The organism is Parendozoicomonas sp. Alg238-R29, from assembly GCF_947331445.1.
Lineage (GTDB): Bacteria > Pseudomonadota > Gammaproteobacteria > Pseudomonadales > Endozoicomonadaceae > Sansalvadorimonas.
In genome coordinates this window covers 1-6,616 of record NZ_CAMZOG010000136.1, presented here as the reverse complement: position 1 = coordinate 6,616, position 6,616 = coordinate 1, and the positions used below count along the sequence as shown (strand labels likewise).

Here is a 6,616-nt window from a genome sequence, read left to right as displayed (position 1 = left end):
GGCTCTGGAGCGGGAGCAGGTTCGGGCTCTGGCGCGGGCTCAGGCTCTGGAGCCGGTTCTGGCAAAGCATTTTGGGCTGGAGCTGGATCAATAATTTGGCCGCCTTCATCCCCAGCCGAATCATTTGGAGTGAGTTCTGGCTCTGCCTGCTCTTGGGCTGGCTTTAACTCCGTTGGCAAAGCTTCCTCTGATAGTTTGTCTTCCGCTCCCGGAACAAATGAGGATTCACTCACCTTTTGAAAACTTGATGAAGGAGGGCTTGAAGAGCTCGTCGGTTTCATTGATGAACTCTGTGAGGTAGCTTTCAATGAAGCCTCTCCACTCAGGGCAGGCGTACTTCCACCTCCGGTTCCCAAGTCTAAGGAACCACCATCCGAGGCCACATTAGAGCTACCACTCTCATCACTAGCAGAGGTACGCTTCTTTTCCAAAGCCTCTTGAGAGGCCATTTCCTCTATGGCTGAAGCTGGCTCAACTTCATAGTCTTTGTCTTGAGATGTCTCTGCTTGAGCCTCTGACGACCGGGCTGCCATCTTCTCCCTGAAAGACTTGGGAGTAATGTTCTCAAACATATTGATATCAATAGAGGAGCCAGCCGGAGGTAATGTAAATGATGTACCGGATGGAATTGTTATAGTTTTCCCGTCTGCAGACGTAAGGACAACGGGTTCACCATCCTCAACATAAACAGTTTCTCCCGGTGCTAAGGTATCTCCTTCACTGAGCACTCTGGTCTCACCGTCAGGTGATACAGCCAGCACTTTCCCTTCAACTGCTGAAGCAATCAGAGGCTGCGGATTCATACCTTACATCCTTGAAAACAATAAATAGAACTTGTTTTCAGTATAGGTAGAAAGAAATGGGTTCTTATGAGAGATAAATAATCAGAGATAACTGAAACTATCGCTATTAGTTATCAGCTAATAGTGAGATTTACCTTACTGCCAGAGGATTGGCATGGGTACTCTATGCCAACCTCGTCAACAAGAAAGTTATTAGTTTCCTGACAGACGGCATATATCACAGTGAATACCTAACTCCCATTAGTTCTTCGCCGATACATACCCTGTAGACAATTGCAGGGTTTCAATTCCATGGAACAACCGCTGGGTGATGGTTTTTTAATTCGGAACTTTCTTTACGGAGATGCCTCCGGTCTTTCCCGTAATGGCGACAATGCCAATATCGCTATCAACCAAAGAGAGTGTTTTCCCAACCCTTACACCATAGAAATGGCTCGAAACTGGATTCAGTATGTTAGGGATAACGAATCAGAAAACCGTTTCGTGATCGCCAACAACAAAGAAGCCATTGGCGAGATTGGTATCGTGATTCAACCTGATGTTCATCGCTTTAGTGCCGAAATCGGCTTCTGGATTGGTGAGGCATACTGGGGTAATGGTTTAATGACCAAGGCGGTAACCTGGATGGTTGACCACTGCTTCCAGGAAAAAGGCTTAAAACGCATATTTGCCGATGTGATGGAGTATAACATCCCTTCTCAGAAGGTTCTGCAGAAATGCGGGTTCCAGCTAGAAGGCGTGTTCCGAAAGAATATTTATAAAAATGATGAGTTCTACGATCAGTTTGTTTTTGCCCGCCTGAATGACGACGAGCCCCCTAAAGCAAACTAATTCAACTCTCAGCTTTCTTTCTTAATTCAAAGATATACGACCAAGAGGCTGTACAGTGATTTCTTCTGTCAGTTCCTGGTGAGAGAGTACTGCCAACTCATACACCTCAGCTTCAAGCAGCTTACGAACATAACGACGAATATCCATAGCTGTGATCATAACGGGCTTATGGTCAAGGTGACCAATTTTACCCACTGTTGTTTTCACCTTCTCAACAAACCGGGCCGTTACAGTAGGATCAAGGGCAAGGTAGGCACCCGCTGATGTTTGACGAATACCACTACGAATTGTGTCTTCCAAATCCTGGTCAAGAAGGTAAACCGGAAGAATATTTTGTCCGTTACTGTACTTGTAGCTAATAAAGCGTTTGAGGCTGCCTCGCACATACTCTGTCAGCTGAACAACTTCTTTTTCCTTATGGCCCCAGATTACCAAAGACTGAAGAATCGTACGTAGATTTCGAATGGATATATCTTCAGAGACCAACCGTTGAAATATTTCAGCGATTTTGTTCACAGGTATCAAACGCTGAACTTCTTTTATTAACTCTCCGAAAGTATCTTCCATTTTCTCCAGCAAAAAACGGGTTTCCTGAATACCGATAAAATCTTCAGCATACTTCTTCAAAACAAAAGCCAGATGATTTGTCAGAATTTGTGAGTCACTCATGTAACTCACACCTGCGTTTTCCAAAGTGTCCTTATTCTTTTCAGGTACCCAAAGAGTATCCAAGTTAGGAATAAACTGATCACCAGACTCATAAGGAATCTTGAGCATATCCAAATGTTCAGACTGCTCGCGGGCAAAAACATAACCATCACGGAAGTGACCATGAGCCACTGGGACTTCATTCAACATTACGCTGTAATGATCATCCTCCAGAGAATCGTTAAAACGCAGGTGGATACCAGGGAATGGCACGCCCAAATCCATATAAAGCGCTTTACGCACTTTCAACAACTCTTCATTCAGCTCAGTAGTATCCAAGCGCTGCTGTAAAGAAGTAGGTACATCAATAATCAAAGGCAGTGTCTGGGTAAATTCTTCCTGCTGATCCAGTCGCTGGTTCTTATCAGGTTTTCCAGAAGCTGCCGCCTGCATAGCGGGAATACCGCCATCGCTACCACCTCCGGCATCTTCCTGCCCTGCTTTCTTCAGGAGGTAAACCCCTCCTCCACCTATAACTCCGGCCAGAGTTAGAAAGGTCAGAGTGGGAAACCCAGGAACAAGGGCAAAACCAAGCAGTAATCCGCCACCAACCATCAAAGCCTTGGGTTTAGCCAGTAGTTGGCCACCAATTTCACTACCAAGATCCGTAGCTTCTTCAGTAGAAACCCGGGTTACGATAATACCGGAGGTAATAGAGATCAAAAGAGCCGGTATCTGGGAAATCAGGCCATCACCGATAGTTAAAATGGAATAAAGCTGAAGAGCTTCCCCGGCAGGGAGCCCCTTATTAAAAACACCAATACTCACACCAGCGGCAATGTTCACAAAGATGATGATCAAACCGGCAATCGCATCACCTTTTACAAACTTCATGGCACCATCCATCGAACCATAAAGCTGTGACTCTTTCTCTACCAGCCCACGACGTTTCTGGGCTTCTTCCATATCGATGGCACCACCACGCATATCTGCATCGATACTCATCTGCTTACCAGGCATACCATCAAGGGAGAAACGAGCCGCTACTTCCGCTACCCGCTCGGAACCCTTGGTGATTACCAAGAACTGCACAATTGTGATAATCAGGAATATTACGACACCAACCGTGAGGTTGCCCCCCACCACAAAGTTTCCGAAGGTATAAACAATTTCACCGGCATCACCTTCCAGGAGGATCAGTCGTGTTGTTGTGATAGACAAGGCCAGTCGGAACAGCGTTGTAATCAGCAAAACTGAAGGGAACGAGGAGAACTCCAACGGCCCTTTCAAATAAATAGCCGTCATTAGCAGAATGGTGGAAATACCCATATTCAAGGCGATTAACAAATCCACCAGCACGGTAGGCATTGGCAGAATAATCAGCACAATGATGAATACCAGCATTACCGCAAGCATAAGGTCATTACGCTTACCGATGCCGGTCAAAACTGATTTAATGCTGATTGCGCTCATGGGTCAGTATCGGAGCCTGCTGGGAAGATACCAACCTACGATTATTGAGGGGTATCTCCGGGTTGCTCATTCGCCTTTTCGAGGCGCGCTTTTTCCAGACGAACTTCGGCTCGCCCCTGTATCCAGGAAATCTCCTGAGTATCCGTACCAGGTGGCATGCACTGCTGATATCTATCGGCCATGGCAAGACACTCTTCAGGTTGATCAGCCATCAAAAGTGCGTAACTGAGCATTCGATAGACTTCGGGGTCTTCAGGAGACAAAACTCGTAACCCCTGAAGTAGTTTCAGGGCATCAGAGAACTGTCTTTGCTGGAGTCTGGTAAAAGCCTGGGTGAGCACCCAGTCTTTGCCACTCAGAGAAGCTCCGGAGGCTTCCGGGGCAGTCTGAGCTGGTGAGATATCTTCACTCATAGTGACTTATCAAGCCGGAATCAAAATATTACGGGCCATGGTAGCCTGTGCCTCAAGCTCACTATCCTGCTTGAGAAGATCCAGCATACCGTTCAAAGCGTTGCGATCATCTTCAGGCAACTTCATATCGCTCAACTGATCTCTCACCATGTTAATGATGCCGCTACGCAGCTCGCGGTTATCCTGAGGCGTATAGGACTGCAGTCGGTCCCCACGCACAAAACCCATCAGCTTGTTTTTGGAATCATCAACCGATAGTGCCTTACTGATATGCACTGCATCAGCTGCACTGGTGTTCACTGCCGGGCGGATTGCCGACTTGGAAGGCATAGCCTGATATTCATTGCCAGTGGTGTGGCTGACACCGACTAGCCCACTATTTATATCACCAATTGATCCGGCCATTGTAAAACTCGCAGCATGAAGTCCCTTTCTTTATTGAAGCCTGAAAAGGAGTTTCATGCAGAATTCCAAATGGTTGTATAAACTTTGTGTATTGACAACAATTTCTCATAAAGGGCGGTTCTCGCCCGGATGCTGGCATGGACGCACGCTTCTTGTTTTATACAGAGCTTCGATCAAGAAACCCTCTATTTTCAGGGTTTAAGGGCAAGTCCCCTGGAAGAATAGCCGGGCAAATATTTGGGCTGGGTATAGCTTTGGCTATTTTTCCACAGCTGCTCCACGCTAACGATAGTTCTGTAACTTTTAGTCCCTGGTCCGAAAATAGCTCTTATGAGCAGGGTGACACCCGACAGAAACATATCGTTCAGCCAGGAGAAACCCTTGTCGGAATAGCCGATATGTATGGAATACCGGCTCCTCTACTGGCACACCATAACGGCATTCCTGATCCGGATAGTTTATTGGATGGCCAGATTCTGTACTTGCCGGAAGATGGTTACCCTCAGGAACTGATGATTCCTGAGGAGGCAACTTCAGCAGGCGAAATCGCATCTCAGAATCCTGAACCAATGGGCATGATGCCCACCATGCCGAATGGCCAGAACAATATGGCCATGCCTAATCAAGATTTTGGTGCCCGCCCCTACGCTTATTTTGGTAACAGTGAACCAACAGCCGATGTTCTGCGCAACTTTGGCGCGAACTACAGCATCCCGGTCATTATCAGTGCTGCTGTTGATGGTGTAGTTAATGGCCGCATTGGTCCGCTTTCTCCGGTTGAGTTCCTGGACAAAATTGCTCAGCTCAGCGGCCTGATCTGGTATTTTGATGGCAACACTCTTTACGTTTACAACAGTAATGAGATTCAAAAGCAGATTCTGAATCTCCAGTTTCTGGGGGCGGAGGAGTTTAGAAAAACCCTGATGGATATTGGCATCTGGGATAGCCGGTTTTACTGGAAGGCCAGACCACAGGAAGGCATCATCTATATTTCCGGCCCTCCCCGATATATGGAACTTATTACTGAAACAGCACTACTTCTGGATGCCAAATCAGGGCAGCGCCAGCGCAGCAAGCAAACAGTAAAGGTCTTCCCTCTACGATACGCCTGGGCTGATGACCGATCCTTCTCTTTCCGAAATCAATCCGTCACTGTTCCTGGTGTGGCCACGATTCTTCGCCAGATCGTTAATGGGGGTGGCCTGAGCAGTACTCCAGCCGCAGCACCACAGCGCTCTGTGCCAGGACTTGCTCCTGCAACTCCTGCCGGTCAACAGCCTGAGGCTGTAGCACCTCAGGCTCCGGCACAAACCACAACACCTGAAAGTGTATTTATCAATGCAGATCGCCGTTTGAACTCAGTCATCATCCACGACCTTGAGTCTAAAATGCCGATGTATGAAAGCTTGATCAATACTCTGGATAAGCCTCTCGCTCAGGTAGAAATCAATGTATCCATCATTGATGTCAACACCAAAAATCTGGAGCAACTGGGAATAAACTGGCGCTTGGGAAGAGAGAGTGGCGACCATATTCGCTTCAACCCCTTTAAGAACGATGACAACTCAACCCCAAGCGATACATTCACCACAATCATCAATCTCACCAGCGGGAAATTGTTTGCCCGCGTAAATATCCTTTCTGACCAAGGTAATGCCAAGATTCTGGCCCGTCCCTCTGTACTCACGCTTGATAACATGGAAGCGGTTCTGGATAACAGTCAAACCTTTTATGTTCGCGTTGCTGGCCAGGAGTCTGCGGAACTCTTCCCTGTTACCTATGGGTCGGTATTAAAAGTCACTCCACGCATCGTGGATGAGGTCACAGGCCGGAAGCTACACCTGAGCGTGAATATTCAAGATGGTGGCCAGGCAAGCTCCCAAGAGGCCACGGGAGCAGACAATATTCCTGTAGTGAAGAACAGCTCCATAAGCACTCAGGCAGTCATCGACGAGAATGAGAGTCTACTGGTTGGTGGTTATTACTACGAAGAGACCAGAAATAATCAGAATAAAATTCCCATTCTGGGAGATATGCCTGTGG

General features: G+C 47.2%; 6 protein-coding genes. 2 read left to right on the top strand and 4 right to left on the bottom strand.

Translation table 11 applies throughout. From position 1 onward, the window contains the following. On the bottom strand, positions 1-803 hold an 803-nt coding region (locus tag QMA35_RS20510), incomplete at its 3' end, for a hypothetical protein (RefSeq protein WP_281649011.1). 291 nt (positions 804-1,094) lie between these two features. On the opposite strand from QMA35_RS20510, the gene QMA35_RS20505 reads away from it, so the two are divergent. After that, the gene (locus QMA35_RS20505) at positions 1,095-1,634 is read left to right on the top strand and encodes a GNAT family protein (protein WP_281649010.1); all 540 of its coding nucleotides are present in this window, start codon (positions 1,095-1,097) and stop codon (positions 1,632-1,634) included. 21 nt (positions 1,635-1,655) lie between these two features. Here QMA35_RS20505 and sctV read toward each other — a convergent pair whose 3' ends face one another. The 3 genes from sctV to QMA35_RS20490 are packed head-to-tail and all read right to left on the bottom strand — an operon-like array spanning position 1,656 to position 4,573. Next, positions 1,656-3,755 (bottom strand): type III secretion system export apparatus subunit SctV, encoded by a 2,100-nt coding sequence (gene sctV / locus QMA35_RS20500; protein WP_281649009.1) that lies wholly within the window; start codon positions 3,753-3,755, stop codon positions 1,656-1,658. A 41-nt stretch (positions 3,756-3,796) separates the two neighbouring features. After that, positions 3,797-4,168 carry a tetratricopeptide repeat protein gene (locus QMA35_RS20495; RefSeq protein WP_281649008.1) on the bottom strand — a complete coding sequence of 124 codons (372 nt, stop codon included), beginning with the start codon at positions 4,166-4,168 and terminating at the stop codon, positions 3,797-3,799. Between the two features lie 9 nt (positions 4,169-4,177). Beyond that, positions 4,178-4,573, bottom strand: coding sequence for a hypothetical protein (locus QMA35_RS20490; RefSeq protein WP_281649007.1), 396 nt, complete (start codon positions 4,571-4,573; stop codon positions 4,178-4,180). Between the two features lie 137 nt (positions 4,574-4,710). Here QMA35_RS20490 and sctC point away from each other — a divergent pair. After that, positions 4,711-6,616 (top strand): type III secretion system outer membrane ring subunit SctC (gene sctC / locus QMA35_RS20485; RefSeq protein ID WP_281649006.1); only part of this gene is annotated, 1,906 nt, incomplete at its 3' end.

Excerpts from the sequence above, each read along its gene's own strand:
- QMA35_RS20505 (WP_281649010.1), top strand. The coding sequence starts at position 1,095 with ATGGAACAACCGCTGGGTGATGGTTTTTTAATTCGGAACTTTCTTTAC.
- sctV (WP_281649009.1), bottom strand. The coding sequence starts at position 3,755 with ATGAGCGCAATCAGCATTAAATCAGTTTTGACCGGCATCGGTAAGCGT.
- QMA35_RS20495 (WP_281649008.1), bottom strand. The coding sequence starts at position 4,168 with ATGAGTGAAGATATCTCACCAGCTCAGACTGCCCCGGAAGCCTCCGGA.
- QMA35_RS20490 (WP_281649007.1), bottom strand. The coding sequence starts at position 4,573 with ATGGCCGGATCAATTGGTGATATAAATAGTGGGCTAGTCGGTGTCAGC.